Here is a 26,108-nt window from a genome sequence, read left to right on the forward strand (position 1 = left end):
AGGGGGAGAGATTTGAATATCGGTTCCGTGATCAAGGGATTATTGGGAGACAGCAAGCCAGGGAATGCCAAGCCGCTTGAATTAAAGGAGGGTCAGGTGGTTCGTGGCTCCGTGGTAAGTGTATCCGATGATGGAGGGGATGCGGTTCTACAGATTCAAGGTGTGCAGGTGCGCGCCAAATTGGAGACTCCACTCCGTCCGGGTGAGACCACATTGCTCCAAGTACAGCCTCCAGGTGAAAACGGCATTACGGTCATGAAGCCAATGTCGGGTACACTTGCTGAGCTGCCACAAGCTTCGTTGAACAACCTGCTACAGGATGTAGGGCTACCGGATACAAAAGGGAACCGGGAACTGTTGCTTGCCATGCAGCGTAGCGGTTTGCCGCTCACGAAGGATAATGTGGCTATGGTTCAGAATATGATGAATGCCAAACCCGCACAGGTCCCAGTGGAAGAATGGGTGCAGGCGACGGGAATTGCTTTTCAGCGTGGTCTTCCGGTTACGGCCGAAACGGTAAAAGGATTACACCAGACGGTGTTTGGTCCCCCTCTTCACCAGTTATTAAGCGGGTTGGCTGATCAGTTGGAAACGATGCTGACTCAAGCTACAGGTAAACCGGTACTGACTGGGGAACAATCTGCTACGCTGAAGCCAGCAGCCATGGCTGGTGCACCTGTAATGCCAAATGCAGCGCAGTTGGAAGAAGGGTTGGCTTCATCAGGCAATGGTCGTCAGGTAACAGGGACTGGAACTGGAGCACCTGTTTTGTCGACGAAGCAAGGACAAGCGGCATTGGCAGGAGCAACACCCATGACGGCTGATGGGTCAGAGGTTGCAGGGGCTGCTGTGAAAGGAAACATACAGATGGCTGGAGGCGCAGGAAGTGCTGAAGCTGCGGCGAAGCCAGTTGCCAGCAACGTTGAATTGGCTGGCAAAGGTGGTGCGAGTATTCCGTCTGGAACCGGAATACCTGGAGAGAGCCCGCGCGGGACTGACGCGGGTGAAATGGGTGGTAGCCGCCCGGGTACACCAGGGGCGGCAGCTGAATCTATGGCTGGCCGTGCAAGTGCAGGCCAGCCTGAAGCAGGCGCGGCCGGCCGGACTGATGGCCGCGCTGAAACGCCTGCTGCTGCGGGGACGCCGTCCGCAGCAGGCCAGGCGGCGCCAGCAGCGCCTACGGCAGCGCAGCTGGCGCCCAAGCTGCTGGCGCTGCTGGACGCCTTGCGCAGCGCGTCCACTGCCGCACCGGCACAGCCTGGTGCGGCAGCACAGGCCGCCCCTGCATCGCAGGGCGGCCAGGCGGCTGCGGCTGCCGGAGGCGTGCCGCAGCCAACGCCAGCCGGCGCTGATGCGCCGCCGGCTGGCGGAAGTGCCGCAGCACCTGCGGGAGCTGCGGCAGTGCACGCGCCTGTCACCCACGAGGGGGACCCGTGGGTGGGGCGCGTGCTGAAGCTGCTCGGTGCGGAGCACGAGCAGCAGGCCGTTCACGGCGCGGCAGCGCAGCCGCGCGTGGGGGAAGCGGCGAGTCCGGCGAATGCGGACACGCTGAAGGGTTTGCTGCTGCAGCTTGCCAGCAGCGAAGGTGCACCGGCGGCGCTTAAGGATGCCGCCGGACAGGCCGTGCAATATCTGACAGGTCAGCAGTTATTGCTGACGACAGATCGCAGTGCTACATTTGCACAGATGCACTGGTTTATTCCGATCACTGGACCGGACGGGGAAGAAACGGCATCTGTTCAGATTCAATCACGTCGTGGACCACGTGGAGAGCTGGATGCGTCCAACTGCCGTCTATGGTTCGATCTGGACATGAAAAGTCTTGGGCCAACGCTGGTAGATGTGCATGTGGTTAACAACATTGTCAGTCTACGTGTATTAAATGATCGCGAAGGAATGGGACCGCTTCTGGAGAGCGGACGAGAGGTAATCCATCAGGCGTTGGATAAGCTGGGTTATCAACTGCTGACTTTCAAGTCAGAACCGTGGCCTGTGGGCCAGGAACCGGGTGCAGAACGAAAAATGAAGGCCTCGGACTATAGTCCTGAACGATACAAAGGGGTGGACTTGAAAGTATGAAAGACGAGTCGTCACAACCGGACCTGCTCTCCAAAAAGGCGGTTGCCCTAAAATATGTCCCTGGAGAGAGCGAAGCGCCTGTTGTTGTGGCCAAGGGGCGCGGGAAAGTGGCAGAAGCCATATTAGATAAAGCCAGAGAAAATGGCGTCGCTGTTCAGGAGGATGCAGCACTTGTGGAGGTGCTCTCCAAGTTGGATCTGGATGAACAGATTCCAGCTGAACTGTATCAACTGGTCGCGGAAGTACTAACGTATGTCTACCGTGCAGATCGAATAGCCTCAGGACGTGAGGAAAATGAGTCATGGTAGAACGTAAATTGGGACAGGGGCTGGGTCTGAAGCTCACACGACAGCAGAAGGGCCGATTAGGTGAAGAGGCCGCCCGTCAATGGTTGCGAGAGAATGATTATCGGATCATTAGACAGAACTGGCGTTGCCGTAGCGGTGAGATTGACATCATTGCTTCTTACGAGGGACTGATTGTTTTTGTAGAAGTAAGGAGCAGAAGTGGAGCCGCTCAATATGGTACACCTCAGGAATCGGTTGATATGCGTAAAATGCAGCAGGTGCGCTCAACTGCATCCGTTTATTTGCAAATGACGGGAGAGACGGAACATCAGATTCGTTTCGATGTAATTGCCGTAATGCTTGATCAAGCAGGAGAGACGATATCTGTGAATCATATTGTTAATGCTTTTTAAGCATGACACGTAAATCAATGCTGTAACTTAAGATACGAAATGTATCATTTCGATATGGAAGTTCGTTTATTTCAAAATCCAAGTTTAATTATGTCTTATTATTGCATTCCTTGAAGTCTTGAAATTAGTTATTATACTTAAGCCGCAGTTCCTCATCATGCAGGAACTGTGGCTTTTTTTAATTTTACGATGAAATGATAAAACAGAGGAGACAAACACTGATAATAAAATCAGTGTATTTCCTAAAAATATAGATACAAAATGTATCATTTGTTATAAACTAAAAAAGTTGAAATTTAAAGAGAGGTTGGTGGGATGTATGAAAGAGCTTCAGAATACGTCGAACAACACAGGAAAACGAGTATGGGAGTGTCCTCGGATGGAAGTGCTGGATATCAGCGAGACCATGAACGGTGGGCAAGGCATTTGGCAATATGTTTGGGACGGGGAGTTCTGGAAGCTTGAGCTTTTAGAAAGTTAAAAGAGGTTAGAGGGAAACGTTAGATTCATAAATATATCGTGAGGTGTAGTGAGAAGATGAAGACAAGTATCAAATGGATAATTCGACTAAGTACACTATCTTTATGTTTCATTATGTTTGGAATCATGTATTCTGGCGTTTCTTATGCAGCTGATCCGTCTACACAGGCAAAGGTATCAGGTAAAGTTACGGATCCTGAAGGATTTCCTATCCAGGATGCAACAATTAAGTATTCTCTTAGATACCAAGGGGAAAATACTGAAAAAAGCGTGAAGACAGATGCCACTGGAAGTTATTCCATCCTGGAGTCTGTTCAGGATTATACGGAAATCAGTTTTATAATTGAAGCAGAAGGATATGTGACAGACAGGCATCGTAATACCTACTATTTGTCAGAAGGGGAACAGATTTTGGTTAATTTTGAGCTTTACGAACCTTCTACGATTGTAGGATCTGTAACCGATCAAACAGGCAAGCCGATTCCAGATGCCCTGGTCAAAGTAACAGGGGCGTCGGATCGCCCGGTTAAAACGAATGAGCAAGGCCGGTATGCCGTTACTGGGCTTGATTTCGACTATAATCCGAACATTGCAATCTGGGTAGATTCTGCGGATTATATGCTTTATGAACAGGATCGTTTGAATGTTCAAGCTGGAAAAACCTTAATCGTAGATGTTGTTTTGACAGAAGCAGCACACGTCCGCGGAAAAGTAGTAGATGAGGAGGGCAACCCAGTCACTGGAGCTAAAGTGAATGCTGGAGTCTCGGCAACAACGGATGCTCAAGGCAACTATTTTATAAAACGCGTGCCAACAGGCGCCAGAACAATAACGGGGGAAGCAACAGGATACTTAAAAACTAGCCTTAACGTTACCCTTGTACAAGGGGATCATAATACGTTTAATATCGTACTTAAGAAAGATGCAGATGTTACTCCCCCAGTAACCAAGTACAGATTAGTTCCAATCACAGACACCGTAAATGGGAAGACATACATTAAAGGATTTACCTTTAGACTCCAGGCTACCGACGAAGTCAAAGGATCAGGTGTAAAAACAACGCAATATCGAATCAATGGAGGAGCATGGAAGAACTATGAAGGGCCTGTCCAATTTTTTGCTCCCGAGGTCAAGGTGGTAGAGTATTACAGTACTGATGTTGCTGGTAACCAGGAGAAGTACAACAAAATGGATTTTGTTAAAGGTACTTTTGAAGGAGCAGGTCCATACTGATTCGAGCGTTGACGTGATCGTAATTTCCTGACGATGCAAATTGGCTGGTTCAAATAGACGGCTCTGACTTGATGATCGCCATTAGTGGATCAGGATTCGGAGTCGTCTTTTTCATTCTTGCGCCTGTAGTCATAGTTTTCGGAGCCATCCCTTTGAATCTCCTGAACAGAAGGGTGTATAATCAAGGATGTAATCTGGAGTTATAATCTTTTGATTAGTCATAAACGAGTTATACAAGACCGTAAGTCTTTGTTACGGTTACAAGTGATATTATAATCAGGGAGGTACGGCCGATGAGTAAAGTTACAAAAACAAGTAATGTAGTCAGAGAAGCGATTCAAAATCGTCGCACGGTGAAAAAATTTAAAAAAGAAGCTGTTCCTACACAGCAAATTATAGAATTGCTGGACACTGCAGTCTGGGCCCCTAACCATAAACTGCGTGAACCTTGGAGGTTCCTGTTATTTACCGGGAATGGGCGGAAGAAACTGGCTGAGGCCATTGACGCAGAAATGGGAGAAGACAATAAATTTTCAGCGAATATTATGCAAGTTCCATCCGTTATGCTTGTTGTTCTGGAGGAAGATCCAAGACAGAATATCTGGGACGAAGACTTCGCTGCGGTAAGTGCATTGGTTCAGAACTTTATGCTTGCAGCCTGGAGTGAAGATATTGGTACATTCTGGGTGACCAAGCCATTCCTTTACGCTCCCAAATTCCGCAAACCTCTTGGCATAGAGGCGGGTGAGAAGATTATAGGCATGGTTTACATGGGATACCCCGATGTTATTCCTTCTGCCAAAGAACGTACACCTGCGAAGGACAAACTGACTCTTTTTGAATAATGAAAATTTGACGTACAAGTACCTCTCCTCACATGAGAGACACTTGTACGTTTTTTTGTTGTGAGGACATATTCCTATATTAAAACCTGCATGAAATATTTGTCTTGACCATGCTATTCAGTCTACAGGTTGATGATATCGCGTTGTGATTTTTGGTGAACTTGTTCTTCCTTCGTATACTTCTCAAAATAAATTAAGATCCAATTGACGATACTGTATGGCTTCAGCCACATGAGCTGTCACAATTTCACCATCATGGTCCAGGTCGGCAATGGTCTGTGCCATCTTGATAATCCGATCATGTGCACGCATGCTCAGGTTCAAGGTTTGCAGTGTTTGCTCTAACAGTTGCTCTGCCTCATGGGGGAGATGGATCGTTCGTCGCAAAAGTGTGCCCGAAAGCTGGCTATTCCAGCGAACCAAACTTTGGGCATAACGGGTCGCCTGAATGTGATGAGCATGGATGACTTTTGACTGCATTTCTTCAGAGGAAGGGGAAGCAGCAGACTTGCGCCACTCGCCTGGTGGAGGAACCTCAACCTGAAGATCAATACGGTCCAGCAATGGCCCTGAAATTTTGGCCCGATACGCCGCAACACGAGCGGGACTGCATATACAGCGCTGCTCCTCCGAATGAGCGGACAAATATCCGCAGGGGCAGGGATTCATGGAACATGCGAGCATGAACTGGGCTGGGAAGGTGAATGCTGCCCGCGCCCGGCTAATCGTCACTGTGCGATCCTCTAACGGCTGCCTTAATACCTCCAGCACTTGACGCTGGAACTCAGGTAATTCATCCAGAAAAAGTATGCCCCGGTGGGCAAGGCTAACTTCACCCGGTTTTGGTATACCACCGCCTCCAATCAGACCAGAGGTGGATATCGTGTGGTGAGGGGAGCGAAAAGGTCTGTCTGCAATCAGGCCTTGAGGCGCTTCTTTTAACTTGCCTGCGGCACTTAATACTTTGGTTACTTCTAACGCTTCATCTTCTGACAGTGGTGGAAGGATGGTAGGCAAACGTTTGATTAACATCGTTTTGCCCGTGCCTGGTGGTCCAACGAGCAGTATATTATGCATGCCGGCTGCAGCAATCATAAGCGCGCGTTTGACATGATGCTGTCCCAGAACATCACTATAGTCATCTGCAAATGATGGTATTTGACTCGCATTTCCATCCGCCTTCTTGTAAGTTTTATCTGTTATAGGAGCAACGAGGTGAGCATAGTTTTTCAACACAATGGGTCCTGAATTTGAATGATGTGGTGTTCCCACTGAACTAGTTGATTGATCTGGGTTTACCGGAGCTATATCCTGCAAATGCCGAATGCCATACACCTGGATACCTCGAATCAGTGACGCTTCCTCCACGTTATCATAAGGGAGGAGCATGGACGTAAAGCCTTGTCTTTTGGCCAGATCCACCATGGATAAAATGCCGGGTACGGATCTGATCGAACCGTCCAATGCCAGTTCGCCAACCACGAGTGTCCGTTCCTGGGGAGGAAGTACAAGCTGGCCGCTTGTCATAAGTAAACCAATAGCAATGGCTAGATCAAAGGAAGATCCTTCCTTGCGCAGATCGGCAGGGGCCAGATTGATTGTGATCCGCTGTAAAGGATACTGATATCCGCAGTTTTTAATCGCTGCACGAACACGTTCAACAGCCTCACGAATGGCTGAATCCGGTAAGCCGATGATGGAGGTCTGTGGCAGACCATTGGATAAATCGGTTTCCACCTCAATCAGAACGCCATCGATTCCGTACAAACACGCACTGTGTAATTTTCCGTACATGACAAAGAAACACCTCACTCGATTCTTGACTCCGCATAACACGGGCCAGTCTACGAATTAAGGTGCTTCCTCAGCTTCTATTAAGCATTTTATATAAAAGGAATCATGGAGTCAACCTGTCATTATCATAGCTGTAAACATCATTCCTGATCCCTGAATTTTATTTTTGGAAGGAAATCATTCAATAGCTTTGGCGAAAATGGCCTACGTATAAAATGTCATTAATGGTTATCAAATTGAGCCGGAGAAAGCGTGGATTTATTCCATGGACTTATCTTTTATTTTTATTGAATCATGATGATGTATATTTATTTCTATTTATATTTTACACAATCTAATTTAACATAATTAAATTGAATAGTAAAATCATTTGTGCTCAATTATTCTGTTTTTTTTCTAATTTGTGATAAGATAGATTTATAGTTCCTTTCTATAAGGAATAGAATGCACAATAGGCAGGTGAGAAAGACATATGCAGACTGACAGTTTGAAGCTGGATAACCAATTATGCTTTGCCATATATGCTTGTTCACGTGAGATTACGAAGATGTACCAACCTTATTTGGAGGTACTTGGCGTAACATACTCCCAGTATCTGGTCTTGATGGTATTGTGGGAACGTGAAGAATGTACGGTTAAGGAGATCGGGGAGGCGCTCTATCTCGATTCGGGAACATTGACACCACTTCTCAAACGGTTGCAGTCAGCAGGACTTATTAATCGCGAACGCTCGGCTCAGGATGAACGAAAAGTATTGATTACACTAACAGACTCCGGCCGTGAGTTGCGGAACAAGGCATTGTCCATACCTGCAGCCATTCAGGGAGACGCGTGTTTGAACAGTACAGAGTTTGAAGCTTTATTGGGTCAGTTCAAAGGGTTGCTGGAAAAAGTTCACGAAACCAACACGAACGCAGCCAAAAAATAAAATGTAGTTTTACATCAAGGAAACCTTAGCTTATAGCTGAGGTTTTTTCCATATATACCCAAGCATTCACAATATGGGATCATACTCATATCAAAATACTGTCTATTAACCATTAATTTTTTAAGGAAAGCGTTTTAAAAACGTGTTACAATGAATTGGGTTTAAGTGAAAATAGTCAACATTTGTCTTTTGTTAGTCTACCAACCCGCCTTGTTGCAGTCATGTTGATAGGAGGATTCGAGAATGAATATCCATGAATATCAAGGAAAAGAAGTACTGAAACAGTATGGAGTTACCGTTCCAAACGGAAAGGTTGCTTATACAGTCGATGAAGCGGTTGCGGCCGCAGAGGCACTGGGCAGTCCGGTGACTGTTGTTAAAGCGCAAATTCACGCAGGTGGCCGGGGTAAAGCCGGCGGCGTAAAAGTGGCGAAGAGTACGGATGAAGTTCGTGCCTATGCTTCCGAAATTCTGGGTAAAGTATTGGTAACACACCAAACTGGACCAGAAGGCAAAGAAGTGAAACGTCTTCTGATTGAAGAAGGATGCGATATCCGCAAAGAGTATTATGTGGGTGTTGTTGTGGACCGTGCCACAGGCCGTGTAGTTATGATGGCTTCCGAAGAAGGCGGTACTGAGATTGAAGAAGTAGCTGAAGCTACACCTGAGAAAATTTTCAAAGAAATTATTGACCCTGCCATTGGATTGCAAGTGTTCCAGGCGCGTAAACTGGCTTACAGCATTAAGATTCCGAATGAATTGGTGAACAAAGCCGTTAAGTTCATGCTTGCGCTGTACACTGCATTTGTCGAAAAAGATTGCTCTATTGCTGAGATCAATCCTCTCGTTGTTACCGGAGATGGAAACGTTATCGCTCTAGATGCGAAATTAAACTTTGACTCCAACGCCTTGTTCCGTCACAAAGACATTATGGAACTGCGTGATCTGGATGAAGAGGATGAAAAAGAAATCGAAGCTTCCAAATACGACCTCAGCTACATAGCACTTGATGGCAACATCGGCTGTATGGTCAATGGTGCGGGACTTGCGATGGCAACGATGGACATTATCAAATACTACGGTGGAGACCCGGCCAACTTCCTTGACGTTGGGGGCGGTGCTACAACGGAGAAGGTGACAGAAGCATTCAAAATCATCTTGTCCGATGCCAAAGTAGCTGGGATCTTTGTTAACATTTTCGGTGGTATCATGCGCTGTGATGTTATCGCCAATGGTGTTGTTGAAGCCGCGAAGCAGCTTGGCCTAACCAAACCGCTGGTTGTTCGTCTTGAAGGAACTAACGTGGAGCTTGGCAAACGTATTTTGGGTGAATCTGGCCTGAATATCGTTCCTGCTGATTCCATGGCCGATGGTGCACAGAAAATTGTTGCCCTCGTAAAATAAGTTCATTCCTTAGTACCGGAGCTGTCCGGGAATTGAAAAATAACCGTAAGGATGTGAAGCAACGTGAGTATTTTGATCGATAAAAATACAAAAGTCATTACGCAAGGCATTACGGGTTCAACGGGAATGTTCCACACGAAGGGCGCATTGGACTACGGAACCCAGATGGTAGGCGGAGTTACACCGGGTAAAGGCGGAACTAATGTTGATATCACGCTGGAAGACGGTACAGTAGCCAGTCTGCCGGTGTTCAACACTGTGCAGGAAGCGAAGGAAGCTACAGGCGCAACAGCGAGCGTCATTTACGTTCCTCCTGCATTTGCAGCAGATTCTATTATGGAAGCTGTTGACGCAGAGCTGGACCTCGTAATCTGTATTACAGAAGGTATTCCGGTTCTTGACATGATCAAGGTTGACCGCTTCATGGAAGGTAAAAATACCGTCCTGATCGGACCGAACTGTCCAGGTGTCATTACACCAGGCGAATGTAAAATCGGTATCATGCCTGGTTATATCCATATGGCAGGGCACGTTGGCGTTGTTTCCCGTAGTGGAACACTTACCTATGAAGCCGTTCATCAACTGACGACGCGTGGCATTGGACAATCTTCTGCTGTAGGAATCGGGGGAGACCCTGTAAAAGGCTCCGAGTTCATTGATATCCTCAAACGGTTCAATGAAGATCCACAGACTCATGCAGTCATCATGATTGGTGAGATTGGTGGTACAGCTGAAGAAGATGCTGCTGATTGGGTTCGCGAAAACATGACCAAACCGGTTGTGGGCTTTATTGGTGGCGTAACAGCGCCTCCAGGCAAACGTATGGGCCATGCTGGCGCTATTATCTCTGGCGGTAAAGGTACAGCCAAAGAGAAGATTGCCAAGCTGGAATCGTGCGGTATCAAGGTAGCCCCAACACCTGCTGAGATGGGCTCGACTTTGGTGAGTGTACTTGAAGAGCGCGGTATTTTGAATTTGTGCACGACACATTAATTCCTTTTCGTTATAATAGAAGAAACGGCTCAAAAATGATGTATTTTTGGTAAGCCGACTATTATGGATACGGAAAAGGTAAGCAACCTTTTGTCCTTAAACAGGGCGAAGGGTTGCTTTTTTGCGTTTTTTTACGGGAAAAAGGAAGTGAAGTTACTTCTTATCTGCGTAAACGCTTGCAATCCGTGACCACATCACACACAATATGAGGGAAGATTCTCTTCCCGATCTGGGAGGTTTATGGTATGGAAGAACGATGGATCTTGTTTGGTTTGCATGAGATGGAAGGGATCGGCAAGAAAACAATCTCGAAACTAGTTCAGGGACAACATGAATTGTCCGATCTCTTGAATTATAAAGAAGGGGATTGGGCTGCGGCTGGCTTGCGTAAAGATCAGGCTGCCCGTTTGGCTAGTCAATTTAACCAGAACTGGATTGAGTGTAGAAGAGAACACGTTTACAATCAGGGAATAGAGGTTATTACTTATCTGGATCAGAATTATCCCATATTAATGAAGGAAACCGTTCAGCCTCCTTGGGTAATGTATGGTCGAGGAGATGTTAGTTTGTTACATACCCCTTCGATGGCAATGGTGGGAACTCGTATGCCGACTGTGTATGGGCGCAAAGTTGGTGAGAAGCTGGCAGAACAATTATGCAATGCAGGACTGACGATCGTAAGCGGACTTGCCCGTGGTATTGATAGCGCATGTCATGATGCAGTATTACGTGCTAAGGGCAAAACGATTGCAGTATTCGGAACAGGGATTGATAATATATACCCGCCTGAAAATACAAGCCTTGCCGAGCGAATTGCGGAGACGGGTCTGCTTTTGTCAGAATATCCACCAGGTACTAGAGCACGTCAGGGACTATTTCCGGAACGGAATCGCATCATAGCCGGACTGACCTTGGGAACATTGGTTGTTGAGGCTGACATTCGCAGTGGTTCACTTATCACAGCAGATGCTGCGCTTGAAGCAGGAAGGGATGTATTTGCAGTGCCTGGACCCATCACCTCACCGAAGAGTAGAGGAGCTCATAATCTAATCCGTCAAGGGGCCAAATTGGTTACTTGTGCAGCAGATATATTGGAAGAGTATCGTTTGGGCTTGCCAAATGCAGATCAACTTCCTTACAATAGAGGACGTTCGACTGAAACAACGGAGCCTTCCGGGCAAGGGATATTCACTGAGGTTAAGGTCTCTCCCGATGAACAACGTGTGATTTATCTGTTGGAACAGGAGGAGCAATCCCTTGATCAATTGGTTGAACAGCTAGGTTGGGATTTTGGACATTTGCATTCAGTTCTGTTATCTTTAATCATAAAAAAGCAGATTAGCCAATTACCAGGCACTAAATATGCGAGGGTATGATGATGCTGCAACCTAAGCAGCGTGTGGAAATATATAATTAGCTGAAGTTATTACCTATGCATAAGCATACAGAAACAGTTACATGACAGTTTCATGACTGAGAGGAGGATGAACCTATGGCGGATGCACTCGTAATCGTGGAGTCGCCCTCAAAGGCGAAGACGATAGGCAAATATTTAGGCAGCAAGTTCATCGTGAAAGCTTCGATGGGACATGTTCGCGATTTGCCAAAGAGTCAGATCGGCGTTGAGGTGGAGAATGATTTTAATCCGAAATATATTACGATCCGCGGCAAAGGTTCAATTTTGAAAGAACTGAAGGATGCACGAAAGAAAGTGAAAAAAGTGTATCTCGCAGCTGACCCGGATCGCGAAGGTGAAGCTATTGCATGGCACTTGGCCCATGCTCTCGAATTGGACGATACGGCAGATTGCCGTGTAGTATTTAATGAAATTACTAAACAGGCTGTCAAGGATGCGTTCAAAACGCCGCGGAAAATCAATATGGATTTGGTGAACGCGCAGCAGGCAAGACGTATTCTGGATCGGCTTGTTGGATATAAAATTAGTCCATTGTTATGGAAAAAAGTTAAAAAAGGCTTATCTGCAGGCCGAGTTCAGTCCGTAGCTGTCAAAATCATTTTAGATCGTGAAAATGAAATTGATGATTTTGAACCGGAAGAATACTGGAGCATTACCGCTAAACTGACAGCAGACGGCAATCCGTTTGAAGCTAAGTTTCATAAGCTGAACGGGGCCAAAACAGAACTGGGTAGTGAAGCGGAAGTGCAAGCGATCTTGAAACAGATCGAAGGTGCAGACTTTACGATCAAGGAAGTGAAAGAGAAAGAACGCAGCCGTAACCCTTCCGCTCCGTTTACGACGAGTTCTTTGCAACAGGAAGCAGCTCGTAAATTGAATTTCAGAGCTTCCAAGACGATGTCGGTCGCCCAACAACTATATGAAGGTGTAGACCTTGGAAAAGAAGGCACAGTAGGTCTCATCACTTATATGCGTACCGACTCCACACGAATTGCGGCATCTGCACAAGAAGAAGCCAAAGAATATATCGTTGGGAAGTACGGGGAGTCATTTGCGCCTGAGACACCACGGAATTATTCCAAAAAAGCTACTAATGCTCAAGATGCGCATGAAGCAATACGTCCAACTTCAATTTTGCGTGATCCCGATTCAATCAAGTCATTCATGAGTCGCGATCAGTTCAGACTTTATAAACTAGTTTGGGAACGTTTTGTGGCGAGCCAGATGTCTTCAGCCATTTTGGATACACTTTCTGTAGATATTGCTGCGGGAGACACGATTTTCCGTGCAGCAGGTTCGAAGGTGCGGTTCCAGGGTTTCATGAAGGTATATGTTGAAGGAAACGATGATGGTACAACTGATGAAGATCGTCTGCTGCCACCGCTGAAAAGTGGAGATGTGCTGGAGAAGCAGGAAATTGAGCCAAAACAGCATTTTACACAACCGCCACCCCGATATACGGAGGCAAGGTTGGTTAAAACGCTTGAGGAATTGGGTATAGGGCGTCCGAGTACATATGCGCCAACACTGGAGACCATTCAGAAGCGCGGATATGTTGCGATAGAGGAAAAGAAATTCATGCCGACCGAGCTGGGTGAACTGGTCATTGAGCAGATGGAAGAGTTCTTCCCGGAAATTCTGAATGTTGAATTTACCGCAAACATGGAAGGTGACCTTGACCATGTGGAAGAAGGTTCGGAGGATTGGGTTAAAGTACTCGCAGAATTCTACGAATCTTTTGAGAAACGGCTTGAGTTTGCGGAAGAAGAAATGAAAGAAATCGAGATTGAAGATGAAGTATCGGATGAGATCTGTGAGAAGTGCGGAAAACCGCTCGTTTACAAGCTTGGACGATTTGGCAAGTTTCTCGCGTGCTCTGGGTTCCCTGATTGTCGGAATACCAAACCGATTATTAAGGACATCGGTGTAACTTGTCCGAAATGTAAGGAAGGTCATGTTGTTGAGCGTCGTAGTAAAAAGGGACGTATTTTCTACGGATGTGACAAGTATCCTGAATGTGATTTTGTCTCATGGGACAGACCTTCAGCCAAACCATGTCCAAGTTGTGGATCGTTAATGATTGAAAAGCGGAACAAAAAGGGAGCACGATTGCAGTGTACTTCATGTGATCATCAGGAGCCGGTGGATGAACCGGATGACGAATCAGCGGATTAACATATATGTGAATCAAATCAATTATAGTGAAATATGAAATTGCTTTATGGGGGTAAATGATTTTGACGAATGAACAACAAGTAACCGTTATTGGTGCCGGGCTGGCAGGAACAGAAGCGGCCTGGCAGATTGCAAGTCGCGGCGTACGCGTAAAATTATACGAGATGAGACCTGTTGTGAAAACGCCAGCTCATCATACGGATAAATTTGCAGAACTGGTATGCAGCAATTCGCTGCGTGCGAATGGATTGACCAATGCAGTGGGTGTGTTAAAAGAAGAAATGAGAATGCTCAATTCTCTTGTATTGTCAGCAGCAGACAAACATGCGGTTCCCGCAGGTGGAGCACTTGCTGTGGACCGGGATGGATTTTCAGGCGAGATTACATCCAAGTTGCATCAGCATCCGCTCATCGAAGTGGTGAATGAGGAACTAACATCTCTGCCGGAAGATGGCATCGTTGTTGTTGCAACAGGGCCGCTGACTTCACCTGCATTGTCTGAGCAAATTAAGGCACTAATGGGGGAAGAGTATTTCTACTTCTATGACGCAGCTGCACCGATTATCGAAAAAGATTCAATTGATATGAACAAGGTGTATCTGGCTTCCCGTTATGATAAGGGTGAAGCGGCATATCTGAACTGTCCGATGACAGAAGAAGAGTTTGATGTCTTCTATGAAGCTCTCATCACTGCTGAAGTCGCTCAATTAAAAGAGTTTGAGAAAGAAATCTACTTTGAAGGCTGTATGCCAATCGAAGTGATGATGAAACGCGGAAAACAGACGGCTCTGTTTGGTCCTATGAAACCGGTAGGTCTGGTTAACCCGCATACAGGAGAGTTACCACATGCGGTTGTTCAGCTTAGACAGGACAACGCAGCTGGAACCCTGTATAACCTGGTGGGCTTCCAGACGCATCTGAAATGGGGAGAACAAAAACGTGTCTTCTCGCTTATTCCGGGACTTGAAAATGCAGAGTTTGTCCGTTATGGTGTAATGCACCGTAATACATTTATTAATTCTCCTAAACTTCTTCTTCCGACATACCAGTTTAAAGAGCGTCCAAACCTGTTCTTTGCAGGTCAGATGACCGGTGTAGAAGGATATGTGGAATCTGCTGCATCAGGGCTTATTGCCGGTATGAACGCAGCCAAAGCAGCGCTTGGGCAGGAACTGGTGGTACTGCCGGTAGAAACAACACTTGGCAGTATGGCTCAGTATATTACAACTGCTGACTTCAAGCACTTCCAACCCATGAATGCAAACTTTGGTTTATTGCCGAAGCTTGAAACGAAAATCCGTAACAAAAAGGAAAAAAATGAAGCTCTTGCACAGCGTGCACTGGATGGTATCACTAGTTTTGCTGCGGCAGAAGGTCTAACTGTTCCGGAACGCGTATAAATTATTCGTGGGAGGAGGCTGATATCATGGATATGTCATTTCATGCTACAACGATCTGTGCTGTTCGTCATAATGGTAAGGCAGCAATCGCCGGAGATGGTCAGGTGACCATGGGCCAAAGTGTTGTGATGAAAAATACAGCCAAGAAGGTAAGACGTTTATACCGCGGACAGGTTGTTGCTGGCTTTGCTGGTTCTGTGGCGGATGCGATCACCTTGTTTGAGAAATTCGAAGGTAAGCTGGAGGAGCATCATGGTAACTTGCAGCGTGCTGCTGTGGAGCTTGCCAAGGATTGGCGTCAGGATCGGATCTTGCGTAAGCTTGAGGCATTGTTGATTGTAATGGACAAATCAGGTATGTTGCTCATTTCAGGCGGTGGAGAGATTATTGAACCTGATGATGACGTTATTGCGATCGGATCAGGTGGGAATTTTGCTTTATCTGCTGCACGAGCGTTGAAACGTCACGCTGTGAACCTGGAAGCAAAAGACATTGCGCGTGAATCGCTTCAGATTGCCTCGGAGCTATGTGTATATACTAACAGTAATATTATTGTAGAAGAGTTATAAGCCAAAGAAATCTCCCGTAGTGGAGCATGATTACATAATCTGCTCCAGGACGTCTAGGGGATTCTTTGTCCTTGTTAGGTAAAATTAATTCAACATACTGGTAGGAGGGAAGCAATATGAATACTCAAGCGCTAACACCGAGACAGATTGTTGCAGAGCTTGACAAGTATATTGTAGGTCAAAAGAAAGCTAAAAAATCGGTAGCTGTAGCTCTTCGTAATCGTTATCGGCGGAGCCTTTTGCCTGAGCATACTCAGGACGATATTGTACCTAAAAATATCCTGATGATTGGACCTACCGGTGTGGGTAAAACGGAAATCGCCCGTCGCCTTGCTAAACTGGTAGGTGCACCATTTGTGAAAGTGGAAGCTACCAAGTTCACGGAAGTAGGTTATGTTGGTCGTGACGTTGAGTCCATGGTGCGTGATCTAATTGAGACATCCCTGCGCATGGTGAAACTGGAGCGGACTGAAAAAGTGAAGGACAAAGCTGAAGAAGCTGCAAATGAACGAATTGTACATATTTTGGCTCCTTCACAGTCCAAGTCCAAGAATCAGCGCAATCCTTTTGAGATGATCTTTGGTAATAATGGGAACAACGCTCAGGAACAGGATGATCCAGCACCCGATACTGGGATTGCGGAGCGTCGGCGTAAGATCAAGTTTGATCTGTTATCTGGCAAGTTGGAGGATGACATCATTGAAATTGATGTCGAAGACACTGCACCTAACATGATGGACATGTTTGCTGGTCAAGGTAATGATCAGATGGGCATGAACATGCAGGAAATGTTTGGTAGTTTGTTACCTCGTCGTACAAAAAAACGTAAACTCGCTATTAAAGAAGCACGCAAAGTGTTGACTCAGGAAGAAGCAGGAAAATTGATTGACATGGACGATGTTACCCAGGAATCCATTCGCCGGGCCGAGCAGACAGGCATCATATTCATTGATGAAATTGACAAGGTTGCCAGTCAAGGACGCGGTAGCGGACCTGATGTATCCCGGGAGGGGGTTCAACGGGACATTCTGCCTATTGTGGAAGGTTCTACAGTGATGACGAAATATGGCCCTGTTAAAACGGACTATATTCTGTTTATGGCAGCTGGCGCATTCCATGTGGCCAAACCCTCTGATCTGATTCCCGAGCTTCAGGGACGCTTCCCGATTCGTGTAGAATTGAGCAGTCTTACATTGGAGGAGTTTGTATCCATTCTGACTGAGCCTCAAAATGCACTGACCAAGCAGTATGTTGATCTGCTGCGCACCGAAAATATTGAGATTGAATTCTCGGATGAAGCGATTCGCGAGATTGCCAAATTGGCTGAATCCGTGAATCAAAATACAGAAAATATAGGTGCTCGTCGATTGCATACGATTCTTGAAAAGCTTTTGGAGGATCTGTCCTTTGAGGCACCCGAGCTTACACTGGAACGTATGGTGATCACTCCAGAGTATGTCCGGGAGAAATTGAATGATATTGCGCTTGATCGTGATTTAAGTCAGTATATCCTGTGACAAGGGTTTAACAATGAAATGTTAAAATGATGCTATATATGAACGGTATGCACGAGAGTAGAGTACATTTGCGAGATCGACAAAGGGTAGCAATCCTTTTACGAATCACAAGAGTCTCTTACTGTATGCATATCGTTTATTTTTATTTCCATCTAAAGGATTTGAGTGTTACAACCGATAAAAGAGGTGGGGTTGTTAACGGATCGACAAAACCTAGGACTTGTGCCGCATGTATACGGAATTAAAACCTATCGGAGTGGTCGTTATTCGTCGTATCTGTATCCAATGATTACCATTAAAAGAATTCTACTTATTCCAAGTCTGGTTATCGGTTTAGTCGATAGATTGGTAAATGTTGCGTAAATGCGCAAAATGATGAATTATAGAAAACTGTGAAGTTACAATTTATTTTCTTGAGATTAAAATATATAGACTCTGCTTAATTGTTAAGAAAGTGTTGTGTGGGAAAGTCGAGTTTTCTTAATTGTTGAAACATAACTTGTCAATTGATTAAGATACAGCTTTATATGCATACCTATGATAATGCACGTAAACCCTTAGTATAACGGCAAAAAATTCTAACATTAACAACGATGAAATATTCGGAAATATACATAATAACGAGCGCTATACGCTCTTGTAGGGACTTGAAAGTATTTTTTTATTTTAAGAATGTTTAAGGACAATAAGGAAGAGTATTAACAGACTTTTGTTTTGGGACTGAACATTTACGAAAAAATTCATAATTTGCAGAAAATACACAAAAAGCCCTGTCTTTCAGAAAAGATAGGGCTTTTTTCTTATTGTAATAAATCCCAAACTCGAAGAAACTTATGTTATACGACAACATCAGAGTTAATTCTACTTAAGTCCTAGAAAACCGTGTAAAGACGAATGTTTTTGTCGAAAAAACATAAGAATTTTCAAGGGGAAATATTCAATGTTTTTCCATAACTTCTAAAGAGAGGAGGGGGATTGTGAATCTTTTAAATGATATCAGCTTTAAAAGATTGCAGGGTGCACTCGATGCGTCCAATATCAGACAACGAACGATTGCTGACAACATCGCGAATGCTGATACCCCGTATTTCAAGCGCTCAGACGTTTCTTTTGAAGAAATGTTGCAAGGGCAAATGAATGGAGATATGCCTGTTCTTAAAGGTAAAGTAACTGATGCAAGGCATTTTGTCATAGGTCCTTCCTCTTCCGTACCAACGCCAGTAGTTAATATGGACCAGTCAACATCCATGAATAACAACCAGAATAATGTCGATATCGACAGAGAAATGAGTCTTCTGGCGGAGAATCAGTTGCGTTATAACGCTTATATTCAGCAAGTGAGTGAACAAATCAAAATCATGCGTGTTGGCGTGGAAGGGAGATAACCTAAATTGAACATTAGTAACAGCTTTAGTATTAGCAGCTCAGCATTGACGGCCCAACGGTTGCGAATGGACGTTATATCTTCTAACATTGCCAACGCAGAGACGACGCGCGCGAGCGTATCCAATGGTGAAGCGGTTCCTTACAAACGCAAAATGGTCGTACTTGAGCCGAATAAAACGTCATTCGGTGCGATGCTGCAAAATCAGATGAGAGGTAGCGGCTCAGGAGATGGTGTTAGAGTAACCGAGATTCGTGAGGATCAGTCACCATTGAAGCCTGTGTATGACCCTACTCATCCAGATGCCAACGCTGAAGGATATGTATTTATGCCTAATGTGGATATTGCAAAAGAAATGGTCGACATGATCTCTGCTTCGCGTTCCTATGAAGCAAACGTGACAGCACTGAACTCAACCAAAGCGATGATCTCCAAAGCTTTGGAGATTGGAAGATAATTTACTTCGAAATAAAAATAAGAAAGATACAAACCAGGGATGAAGGGGAGGGACATTAATGATTCAGAACAACATGTTTAGCACACAAGGTATACAACCGCTACAGATGAAGAATGCAACCGAAAGTAAGCCTTCTACACCAGCCGAAACCATTCAGAGCTTCGGTACATACTTACAGAATGCATTAGGGTCCGTCGCCGCACAAGAGACTCAATCGCATGAAATGTCGAATCAATTTTTGGTCGGCAAAGCGAATGTGGATCAGGTGATGATTGCTTCAGAGCAGGCCTTGTTAAGTCTACAACTCACAACTCAAGTCCGAAACAAAGTGGTCGAAGCATACCAGGAAGTTATGCGAACGCAATTATAAGATAACCTACTTGCGCTTCGATAATAGCGCTGATCATTACAACAAAGCAGCTGCGATGCTGCTCCTGATCCTCAACCTGTGGAACGGCTAAGGTTGAGTAAGGACAGACTAAGCAAAGTTTCGGATGGGGTGACAGAGTGAATGAGAGAATTGCCCAGTACAGGGATAAGGCATCCCAGTATTGGAATAGTTTTAGCAAAAAGCAAAAAGTATTATTTATATCCACCTTCCTGTTTCTGATTTTGGCTGCAGTTGTACTCACGATGCAATTGTCCAAGACCGAATATGAAGTTGCTTTTACAGACTTGAATGCAAGTGATTCAGCGGGCGTTATCAGTTATCTCGATTCATCCAGCATTCCATACAAATTAAGTTCAGATGGCAAGACCATATCCGTACCCAGTACAAGTGTTGCAATTGCAAAGGTGAATGTCGGATCTCAAGGGATTATTCAGAATGGTTCATTGGGGTATAAGTCATTCGAGGAGTCATCATCCCCCATTGGGATGACGGATAAAGAGTTTGATGTAAAATACAACAACGCTATAAACGGAGAAGTTGAACAGTTACTTCAGCGGATGCAAGGCATACAGGATGCTAAAGTACTGGTGAATATGCCGAAAGATAACATTTTTGCCGGTTTAGAAGAACAGGACAAAGCATCAGCATCGGTAGCTCTCCAATTTAAACCGGGGTATCACCCAAATCAGGCAGCAGTAGATGGCTACTTTAACTTGGTTAAGACTGCAATTCCTAATCTGCCTATTGAGAACATCACCATTACAAACACAGATGAAGCGGAATTGATTCCAACTGCCCGTGGTGGCAGTGGCGGGTTGTCTTCCGAAGTTCAAGAGAACATGGCTTTACAGAAAAAGTTTGAAAACGATGTCCGCAATAACGTAAAGCAATTTCTTTCCCAGATTGTAGGCGAAGATAAAGTTAATGTTTTGGTAGCCTCCAAGCTTAATTTTGATAAAGAAACACGCAAAGAAAATCTGGTCACACCTGTTGATGTAGAGAATATGAAAGGCATCGAGATCAGTGTGCAGGAGATTCAAAAGAGCTATACCGGGGCAAGCAACCCAACAGGTGGTGTTGCTGGCACAGGACAAGAGGAAGTTCCTGGTTATCCATCATCTGATGCAACAGGTAACTCCACCTCAGAAGAATCATCAAGTACTATTAACTACGATGTTAATCGAATCGCCAAGGATATTATTTCCAGTCCATATACTGTAAAAGATTTAACCATTAACGTTGCAGTTGAACCACCGGATGGAGAAACAGAATTACAGGGACCTGTTCAAGACGCGATTGAGAACATTCTGGTTAACATTGTGCGCGCTTCATTGGCAGACTCAGGCACTGTAATAAGTGACGCTGATCTGACAAAGAAAGTTTCAGTCATGTCACAAGGGTTCCAGGCTGCATCAACAGCAAATACAGGCTTCCAGTTGTCCCCAGCCATGATGTGGGGCGGAGGCGCACTCATAGCGGCATTGATCGCAGCGGTTGTTATTTTGTTAGTACGCCGTCGCCGCAAACAAAACGAAGTCGAAGAAGAAGAGATTCCTCTTCCAATAGCAACAGAGTTCCCGTCCATTACGCTGGACAGTGTAACGAACGAAAGTCAGGTGCGCAAACAATTGGAGAGTTTGGCCAAGAAAAAGCCAGACGAATTCGTCAATCTGCTGCGTACATGGCTGGCTGACGAATAGAGGTGAACGCATTGGCGAAGGCAAGCAGTCAAGGTTTGACTGGAAGACAAAAAGCAGCAATTTTGTTGATTACATTAGGTCCGGAAGTGTCGGCTCAGATCTTCAAACATCTGCGTGACGAGGAGATTGAGCAATTAACGTTGGAGATTGCCAACGTTCGCAAGGTTGATTCTTCCGAAAAGGACATGATTATGGCCGAGTTTCACCAGATCTGTCTGGCGCAGGAATATATCTCTCAGGGCGGTATCAACTATGCGAGAGAAATCTTGGAGAAAGCTCTGGGTTCATCAAAAGCACTTGAAGTCATTAACCGTTTGACAGCTACACTGCAAGTCAGACCGTTTGACTTTGCACGCAAAGCGGATCCGAATCAAATTTTGAACTTTATTCAGAATGAAAGTCCGCAAACGATCGCGCTGGTTCTCTCTTATCTTCAGTTCGAACAGGCTGCAGCGATTCTATCATCTTTGCCACAAGAGAAGCAGGCAGATGTTGCTCGCAGAGTGGCGGTTATGGATAGTACTTCGCCAGAAGTCATCTCTCAAGTGGAGCGAGTTCTGGAACAGAAGTTATCTTCTACCGTAACGCAGGATTACACCAATGCGGGTGGTATTGAATCGATTGTACAGATTCTGAACGGAGTCGATCGTGGTACAGAGCGTACCATTTTGGACTCGCTTGAAATTCAGGATCCGGAGCTTGCTGAGGAAATCAAAAAACGCATGTTTGTATTCGAAGATATCGTCAATGTGGATGATCGTTCTATCCAGCGTATTATTCGGGATATCGACAACGCTGATCTGCAACTCGCACTCAAGGTGGCAAGCGAAGAAGTTCGGGATGCGGTGTTCCGGAACATGTCGAAGCGGATGTCCGAAACATTCAAAGAAGAGATGGAGTTCATGGGTCCTGTGCGATTGCGTGATGTTGAGGAAGCTCAGACACGCATTGTAGGCACGATACGCAGATTGGAAGAAGCCGGTGAGATCATTATCGCACGCGGTGGAGGAGATGATATCATTGTCTAATTTGATTAAATCTTTCCAGTATGTACCCGTTGATGACCACAAAAAACTAGAAAATCATCATCATTATGGTGGTGACGAAGAGTCTGAGACGGAATTATCCGGTGATCGTGCTGAAGGTTCTGAAGCAGAGACGCTTCAAGCACGCGTGGACGAAGAAACACAACGTCTTACCGCAGAAATGCTGGAAGATGCCAAGGAGTTTGCAGAAAAGCAAGTACGTGAAGCTTCAGAAGAGGCAGAGCGCATGCTTCAAGAAGCCCGTGAACAGATCGACAGCTGGTGGCAGGAACAACGACAACAGGATGAACATCTGACCGAAGCGCTTCGTTCACAAGGTTTCCAACAGGGTTTTGAAGAAGGAAAAGTACAAGCTGAAGTAGATCTCCAGGTGCAGATCGATAAGATGATGATTGAAGCTCAGGAAGTACTCAAGGAAGCTTATGTAGCTAAAGATCAGATCATTCAGGAAGCCGAACCGTTCCTTGTGGATCTCGCTTGCGGGATTGCTGAGAAAGTCATTGATAAGCAACTTACCATTGAACCTGATCATACACTGGAATTGATTCGTCAGAGTTTGTCACGTAAACGGGAGCAGGGGTTAATCACACTTTGTGTGGCACCCGATCAGTTTACATTTGTACAGGCAGCTCGTGAAGAATTGTCTCTGTCTATTGACTCTCAGGCAGAACTGCAGATTTTGCCTGATTCAACCGTCAAAGATAAGGGATGTGTCATTCGTTCTTCGTTCGGAAGTGTAGATGCGAGAATTGATACACAGCTTGCTGAGATTAAAAAAGAACTGGTCCGCATAGCACTTGAGGATGAGGAGCGAAGAAATCAACATGAAGGTTCTTAGTTCACAGCGATATATGGAACATTTGAAGCAATTCGATCCTGTTCGTATTAACGGTAAAGTTACTCAGGTTATTGGTCTTATGGTGGAGTCAGAAGGGCCAGATGCAAGTATCGGTGACGTATGTTATATCTATCCAGGTAAATCGGCCAAGCCTCTTCAAGCCGAAGTCGTTGGGTTTCGGGATAACAAAGTGTTGCTTATGCCGCTGGGTGAACTTCAATCCATTGGTCCTGGTTGCGATGTAGTAGGTACGGGCAAGCCACTGGGTGTTCAGGTGGGCTCCGAATTGCTCGGTAAAGTATTGGACGGACTTGGACAACCGCTGGACGGCTCACTCCTTCCATCAAGAATGCCAATGTACTCCACCTCCAATACTCCGGTAAATCCAATGGATCGTCCACGTGTACTTGAAACGATGGGTGTTGGTGTAAGAGCTATCGATGGATTGCTGACTGTAGGTAAGGGACAGCGTGTGGGCATTTTTGCTGGTTCCGGTGTTGGTAAGAGTACATTGATGGGCATGATTGCTCGTAATACAGCAGCGGATGTTAACGTCATCGCGCTTGTGGGTGAGCGTGGACGTGAGGTGCGCGACTTTATTGAACGGGATCTGGGTCCGGAAGGACTGGAACGCTCCGTAGTCATTGTTGCAACTTCAGATCAGCCTGCTCTGATTCGGATCAAGGGAGCAGTGATTGCGACCACGATTGCAGAGTATTTCCGAGATCGTGGAATGAACGTGATGCTCATGATGGATTCGGTCACTCGATATGCGATGGCACAGAGGGAAGTTGGTCTGGCCGTAGGTGAACCTCCGGCAATGAGAGGATATACGCCATCGGTTTTTGCTAGTTTGCCCAAACTGCTTGAACGAGCAGGTACAGGACCTTCAGGCTCGATTACAGCCTTTTATACGGTGCTGGTTGATGGTGATGACATGAATGAACCGATCGCGGATGCGGTAAGGGGTATTCTGGATGGCCACATTGTGTTAAATCGATCCATTGCGAACAAAGGACATTTTCCAGCGATTGATGTGCTAGCCAGCATAAGTCGTGTTATGAAGGATATTGCTCCGGAAGAGCAGTTGGAAGCTGTTAATAATATGAAACGTTTGATGGCTGTGTACAAAGAATCGGAAGATTTGATCAATATTGGGGCTTACCAGCGGGGATCAAATGCAGCCATAGATGAATCGATAGACCAGATTGATAGTATATGGAACTTTACCAAGCAGAAAGTCGACGAGAAAGTCACCTTAAGTGAAGTGCAGGAACGTTTGATTCTTGAATTTGCAAGGAGATGAATGGGTAAACGATGAAATTTCGATATCATTTCCAGAAAGTTGTTGACCTGAAGAGTAATGAAAAAACACAGGCAGAATGGATGTTGTCCACAGCGATCGGTAAACTTCAGACGGAGGAAGAACATCTGATACAACTTCTTAATGACAGAAGTAATCTGGTCGCTATTATCCAATCTGCTACGGAAAATAAAGCGTCTGTAAACAGTCTGCAGGAGATGCAGCGTTATGTTCATCACCTTGACGAGTGCATTTCACGCAAAAACAGTGATGTTAAACATGCTCAGGTCAACGTGCAGCGGAATCAGACATTTCTCAACGGTAAGATGATTGACGAAAAAGTATGGCTTGGAGCGAGAGACAAGGCCAAAATCAAATTTCAGCAGGAGATGCTCCTCCGGGAACAGAACGATCTGGACGAGATGGCTACTGTACGCTTCGCTGCCAAAGCCGGACGCGCGAATTGATGTGAGCCGGACGCGAAGTTGTCTCGTGAAGGAGGAATGAACGATGGCTGTTAAAGATGATAGCGACATGGAAAAAGAGTCGGGAGGCGGTTGGGAAAAGTTTCTCATGATTTCAATCCCGATTGTATTCACCGTAGTATTGCTAGGTGTATTACTTACCCTATTTAATGTAGATATTCGTAATAACTTGTTTGAATTCGCCAACAAAATACCGGTAGTCAAGGAATGGGTACCTGATCCTGTACTGGATCCAGAGAAAGAAAAGCTGGAGAAGAGTGAGCAGCAGGTTGAAAGTGCTGAAGCCACAATCGAAAAGCTGAAGTCCCAGGTGACGGCTAAAGAAACAGAGCTCAAAGCAGCACAGGCAGCGACAACCACCGAAGCGAAGAAAGCAACGGAGCTTCAGAAAAAGTTGGATGATGCGGAAAAAGCGGCTGAAACCGCAACAGCGGCAACGCCTGAAACGGAATCCGATTATCAAAAGCAAATCAAAGATTTGGCAAAGATGTATGCTGATATGAGCCCGAGCAAAGCTGCACCGATCCTGCAAAATATGACGAATGAAGAAATGGTTTTGTTATTGAATGCCATGCAATCATCTGCTCGGACCAAGGTGCTTGAAAAGATGGATCCGAAAACAGCAGCCGATGTGACCATGATGATGAAGGATGCCAAACCGTCCGGCGATCTGGCACTGGATGCACTGCAATCCCGATTGAAGAAGGAAACCGCAGCAACTTCAACTGCATCCACAACGACAAGCAAAAACCTGGATAAAAATCAGCTTAGTCAAACATTTGCTTCGATGTCTGCTTCAAGTGGTGCCAAGTTATTATTGGAAACATACAAGTTAAGTCCTGATAAAACATTGACCATCCTGAATTCGGTAGATGATGCAACACGCTCTCAATTGCTTGAGAACATGTCTTCGGAGGACTCGGTTGAAACTGCAAAAATTTTGAACAGATTAATGGGCAACAAATAGATC

24 protein-coding genes are annotated in these 26,108 nt (G+C 45.5%); 23 read left to right on the top strand and 1 reads right to left on the bottom strand.

Translation table 11 applies throughout. From position 1 onward, the window contains the following. The first annotated feature begins 12 nt into the window (after positions 1–12). The 6 genes from MKY85_RS10910 (at position 13) to MKY85_RS10935 (ending at position 5,337) form a co-directional block, all read left to right on the top strand. Positions 13–2,079, top strand: a complete 2,067-nt coding sequence (locus MKY85_RS10910; protein WP_342572571.1) for a DNA ligase — start codon at positions 13–15, stop codon at positions 2,077–2,079. Continuing rightward, positions 2,076–2,387, top strand: a complete 312-nt coding sequence (locus MKY85_RS10915) for an EscU/YscU/HrcU family type III secretion system export apparatus switch protein (protein WP_253433732.1) — start codon at positions 2,076–2,078, stop codon at positions 2,385–2,387. Before MKY85_RS10910 ends, MKY85_RS10915 begins: the two co-directional genes overlap by 4 nt. After that, the gene (locus tag MKY85_RS10920; RefSeq protein WP_342572572.1) at positions 2,381–2,779 is read left to right on the top strand and encodes a YraN family protein; all 399 of its coding nucleotides are present in this window, start codon (positions 2,381–2,383) and stop codon (positions 2,777–2,779) included. Before MKY85_RS10915 ends, MKY85_RS10920 begins: the two co-directional genes overlap by 7 nt. Before the next feature lie 319 nt (positions 2,780–3,098). Continuing rightward, the gene (locus tag MKY85_RS10925) at positions 3,099–3,260 is read left to right on the top strand and encodes a paeninodin family lasso peptide (protein ID WP_339241556.1); all 162 of its coding nucleotides are present in this window, start codon (positions 3,099–3,101) and stop codon (positions 3,258–3,260) included. A 56-nt stretch (positions 3,261–3,316) separates the two neighbouring features. Continuing rightward, positions 3,317–4,492, top strand: a complete 1,176-nt coding sequence (locus MKY85_RS10930) for a carboxypeptidase-like regulatory domain-containing protein (protein ID WP_342572573.1) — start codon at positions 3,317–3,319, stop codon at positions 4,490–4,492. Positions 4,493–4,785: 293 nt separating this feature from the next. After that, positions 4,786–5,337: a nitroreductase gene (locus MKY85_RS10935; RefSeq protein ID WP_339241560.1), complete on the top strand. Its 552-nt coding sequence runs from the start codon at positions 4,786–4,788 to the stop codon at positions 5,335–5,337. Positions 5,338–5,520: 183 nt separating this feature from the next. Here MKY85_RS10935 and MKY85_RS10940 read toward each other — a convergent pair whose 3' ends face one another. Beyond that, positions 5,521–7,131, bottom strand: a complete 1,611-nt coding sequence (locus MKY85_RS10940) for a YifB family Mg chelatase-like AAA ATPase (protein WP_339260426.1) — start codon at positions 7,129–7,131, stop codon at positions 5,521–5,523. A 472-nt stretch (positions 7,132–7,603) separates the two neighbouring features. On the opposite strand from MKY85_RS10940, the gene MKY85_RS10945 reads away from it, so the two are divergent. The 17 genes from MKY85_RS10945 to MKY85_RS11025 all read left to right on the top strand — a co-directional run bounded on the left by MKY85_RS10945 (position 7,604) and on the right by MKY85_RS11025 (position 26,105). Next, positions 7,604–8,059, top strand: a complete 456-nt coding sequence (locus MKY85_RS10945) for a MarR family transcriptional regulator (RefSeq protein WP_339260428.1) — start codon at positions 7,604–7,606, stop codon at positions 8,057–8,059. A gap of 243 nt (positions 8,060–8,302) precedes the next feature. Next, positions 8,303–9,463 carry an ADP-forming succinate--CoA ligase subunit beta gene (sucC, locus tag MKY85_RS10950; RefSeq protein WP_339241565.1) on the top strand — a complete coding sequence of 387 codons (1,161 nt, stop codon included), beginning with the start codon at positions 8,303–8,305 and terminating at the stop codon, positions 9,461–9,463. Between the two features lie 63 nt (positions 9,464–9,526). Beyond that, a complete protein-coding gene (gene sucD / locus MKY85_RS10955) occupies positions 9,527–10,456 on the top strand; it encodes a succinate--CoA ligase subunit alpha (protein ID WP_036609382.1) in 930 nt (309 codons plus the stop codon). Between the two features lie 245 nt (positions 10,457–10,701). Then, entirely contained in the window at positions 10,702–11,832 is a 1,131-nt protein-coding gene (gene dprA, locus MKY85_RS10960; RefSeq protein WP_342572574.1) for a DNA-processing protein DprA, read from the top strand. 116 nt (positions 11,833–11,948) lie between these two features. Further along, the gene (gene topA / locus MKY85_RS10965) at positions 11,949–14,048 is read left to right on the top strand and encodes a type I DNA topoisomerase (protein WP_339241569.1); all 2,100 of its coding nucleotides are present in this window, start codon (positions 11,949–11,951) and stop codon (positions 14,046–14,048) included. A gap of 62 nt (positions 14,049–14,110) precedes the next feature. Next, positions 14,111–15,448 (top strand): FADH(2)-oxidizing methylenetetrahydrofolate--tRNA-(uracil(54)-C(5))-methyltransferase TrmFO, encoded by a 1,338-nt coding sequence (gene trmFO, locus MKY85_RS10970; RefSeq protein WP_339260433.1) that lies wholly within the window; start codon positions 14,111–14,113, stop codon positions 15,446–15,448. 26 nt (positions 15,449–15,474) lie between these two features. Further along, positions 15,475–16,017, top strand: coding sequence for an ATP-dependent protease subunit HslV (hslV, locus tag MKY85_RS10975; protein ID WP_076208907.1), 543 nt, complete (start codon positions 15,475–15,477; stop codon positions 16,015–16,017). Positions 16,018–16,133: 116 nt separating this feature from the next. Then, positions 16,134–17,534 (top strand): ATP-dependent protease ATPase subunit HslU, encoded by a 1,401-nt coding sequence (hslU, locus tag MKY85_RS10980; RefSeq protein ID WP_339260435.1) that lies wholly within the window; start codon positions 16,134–16,136, stop codon positions 17,532–17,534. Positions 17,535–18,511: 977 nt separating this feature from the next. Beyond that, positions 18,512–18,919 (top strand): flagellar basal body rod protein FlgB, encoded by a 408-nt coding sequence (gene flgB, locus MKY85_RS10985; RefSeq protein ID WP_339302988.1) that lies wholly within the window; start codon positions 18,512–18,514, stop codon positions 18,917–18,919. Positions 18,920–18,925: 6 nt separating this feature from the next. Then, positions 18,926–19,375: a flagellar basal body rod protein FlgC gene (gene flgC / locus MKY85_RS10990; RefSeq protein WP_339302987.1), complete on the top strand. Its 450-nt coding sequence runs from the start codon at positions 18,926–18,928 to the stop codon at positions 19,373–19,375. A gap of 58 nt (positions 19,376–19,433) precedes the next feature. Beyond that, positions 19,434–19,745 (top strand): flagellar hook-basal body complex protein FliE, encoded by a 312-nt coding sequence (gene fliE, locus MKY85_RS10995; RefSeq protein WP_253433762.1) that lies wholly within the window; start codon positions 19,434–19,436, stop codon positions 19,743–19,745. A 137-nt stretch (positions 19,746–19,882) separates the two neighbouring features. Further along, positions 19,883–21,466, top strand: a complete 1,584-nt coding sequence (fliF, locus tag MKY85_RS11000) for a flagellar basal-body MS-ring/collar protein FliF (RefSeq protein ID WP_339241576.1) — start codon at positions 19,883–19,885, stop codon at positions 21,464–21,466. 11 nt (positions 21,467–21,477) lie between these two features. After that, entirely contained in the window at positions 21,478–22,494 is a 1,017-nt protein-coding gene (gene fliG, locus MKY85_RS11005) for a flagellar motor switch protein FliG (protein ID WP_047842476.1), read from the top strand. Further along, positions 22,487–23,350 carry a FliH/SctL family protein gene (locus MKY85_RS11010; RefSeq protein WP_253433768.1) on the top strand — a complete coding sequence of 288 codons (864 nt, stop codon included), beginning with the start codon at positions 22,487–22,489 and terminating at the stop codon, positions 23,348–23,350. The genes fliG and MKY85_RS11010 overlap by 8 nt, the downstream gene beginning before the upstream one ends. After that, entirely contained in the window at positions 23,337–24,656 is a 1,320-nt protein-coding gene (gene fliI, locus MKY85_RS11015) for a flagellar protein export ATPase FliI (protein WP_342572575.1), read from the top strand. The genes MKY85_RS11010 and fliI overlap by 14 nt, the downstream gene beginning before the upstream one ends. 11 nt (positions 24,657–24,667) lie before the next feature. Further along, positions 24,668–25,120 (top strand): flagellar export protein FliJ, encoded by a 453-nt coding sequence (gene fliJ, locus MKY85_RS11020; RefSeq protein ID WP_339241582.1) that lies wholly within the window; start codon positions 24,668–24,670, stop codon positions 25,118–25,120. A gap of 43 nt (positions 25,121–25,163) precedes the next feature. Beyond that, the gene (locus MKY85_RS11025) at positions 25,164–26,105 is read left to right on the top strand and encodes a kinesin (RefSeq protein ID WP_339260436.1); all 942 of its coding nucleotides are present in this window, start codon (positions 25,164–25,166) and stop codon (positions 26,103–26,105) included. The last annotated feature ends 3 nt before the right edge of the window (positions 26,106–26,108 follow it).

Origin of the sequence: Paenibacillus sp. FSL R5-0749, from assembly GCF_038595085.1 — a bacterium.
Lineage (GTDB): Bacteria > Bacillota > Bacilli > Paenibacillales > Paenibacillaceae > Paenibacillus.